Here is a 1,877-nt window from a genome sequence, read left to right as displayed (position 1 = left end):
CGCCAGCAAAGGAGTCAATCGCCTGCGGCAGATTATTTTGGACAGCAGTGATAGAAAGACTTGGCCACAACTGGACTTGATCCGATGCGCGGTTTCCAAGGCCCCTCTGTCTTCGATCCGGCGCAAGACGGCCAACAATTCCGGCGCGGTGATGGCCCCTACGGGCCGTTCCCCCAGCCAGGGAAACACGTCCCGCTGAAGGCGACTCAAGATGTCCTTGGCGTGGTCGGGGGTCCAAGTTGGCTGATACTTGGCGAACCACTCCATGGCCACGGTTTGAAAGGCTCCATCCACCGTGGCTGTTTGTGCCGCCTTGGTGATTTTGCGATGCTCTCCAGGATCAATGCCATTGGCCAGCAGGCGGCGGGCCTCCTCCCGGCGTTCCCTTGCCAATTTCAAAGTCACGTCGGGATAGATTCCCAGGGACAGGAGCTTTTCCTTCCCATCGAAACGGTACTTGAGACGCCACCACTTACCCCCGGTGGGGGTAACCTGGAGGAACATGCCGCCCCCATCGGCCATTTTAAAAGGCTTTTCGGCTGGCTTGGTCTGCCGGATGGCGGTATCGGTCAGGGGCATGGCAGGGTTCTCCAAAAACGGGATCCGGGTTCGACACCGTGGGGATATTGGGGGGCGTGCAGGCCAAACATCACGCTTTTGCACGATTTTTTTGTTACCCCCAATTTTTGGGGGTAACAAAAAGTCAATACCCCCAACACACCCCCAACACACCCCCAAATCTACCCCCAGTTACCCCCGGATGGCAATACATTTTATCGGACGCCCCAGGATGCCAAACAACAAAAAAGCCAGCGTTTCCGCTGGCTCTATGCACTACATTGGATCTCATTGGATGATGATTTGGTGGAGGTGGCGGGAGTTGAACCCGCGTCCAACTTTTGACTTCTTTCTTTGCAATAATTTGATATTAAAAGCCTTTCATGTGCTGGAACCCTGTCGAACGGATCACAGAAACGGATCATTTTCCTGTGAACACAATAGATAATTTGTGGTCGCATATCAACTGAAATAGGATATTAATCAGACGTTTGGAGTGGTTGATTGGTCGTTGTTGCGCGATCCGCCCATGATGCACAGCCCGATTGCGGAAAAGCCCTCCTCACAGAACGCTCTGTGTTGCATTTTTCCTGGTAAGGAAAGGTTAGCAGCCGGCGCCGGAACAGGAAAGCCAGACAGAGAGGCGTGTACGGCGGAAATCAGAGATCAGTCAATGACAGATTCGCCAGCACCCGCCCTGTGTGGTCCGTAGGCGCGTTATCCTGCCGCCATGGAACCCATTGCCAAGAAAGGCGGATGCCGCCACAGGGGCCGTTTGGTGGCGACTTTTTTGTGTTACGTCGTGTCATCCAAGAACTGCCAATCCTTTACGGTCAATCAGGTCAAGCAACCTGAGTGCTGGTCCAGATGGCTTTTTTCGTCCTTGCTCCCATTGCTGTACCGTTGTCTTACCGATGCCGAGAGAGACGGCGAGGACGGCTTGGCTCACATGGTTGGCCAAGCGAATGCGTCGAATGTCTTCTGACCCAAACTGTCGTTTCGGTGGCAAGCACAGAGCGTCCAGCCTGCGCATGGTGATTTCTTCCATTGCACCGACAGCCACCAAGTCGCGGGCTAAATCGCGGGCAACATCCAGAATTTCATCCATTTTCAATCTCCGAAATCGAACCTCTCTCCAACAAGTGGATGATGTGTTCCTCCGTGGCAACAAGAAAATCTTTTGCGACAAGGCTCAGGGCTTCTGCTTGCACAGCCGATATGTTCGCGGTTGCATTTTTTGCGAAACCATACAGAAAAATGATGCGGCTTGCATCAGCTTTTCGAAAGCCCACAATCGTCCGATAACCGCCGCTTTTCCC

The 1,877-nt window shown here is 53.6% G+C and carries 3 protein-coding genes; all 3 read right to left on the bottom strand.

Annotation, left to right across the window (positions count from 1 at the left end; all coding sequences use genetic code 11):
• On the bottom strand, positions 1-579 hold a 579-nt coding region (locus ASN18_RS14105), incomplete at its 3' end, for a tyrosine-type recombinase/integrase (RefSeq protein ID WP_157073011.1).
• 784 nt (positions 580-1,363) lie between these two features.
• Positions 1,364-1,666, bottom strand: coding sequence for a helix-turn-helix domain-containing protein (locus tag ASN18_RS14095; RefSeq protein WP_085053424.1), 303 nt, complete (start codon positions 1,664-1,666; stop codon positions 1,364-1,366).
• The coding region (locus ASN18_RS14090; protein ID WP_236861774.1) for a type II toxin-antitoxin system RelE/ParE family toxin at positions 1,659-1,877 on the bottom strand (219 nt) is incomplete at its 5' end. The genes ASN18_RS14090 and ASN18_RS14095, both read right to left, overlap by 8 nt.

The sequence above is a fragment of the Candidatus Magnetominusculus xianensis genome (genome assembly GCA_001541255.1).
GTDB classification, from domain to species: domain Bacteria; phylum Nitrospirota; class Thermodesulfovibrionia; order Thermodesulfovibrionales; family Magnetobacteriaceae; genus Magnetominusculus; species Magnetominusculus xianensis.
This window is presented reverse-complemented; position numbering and strand designations above follow the sequence as displayed.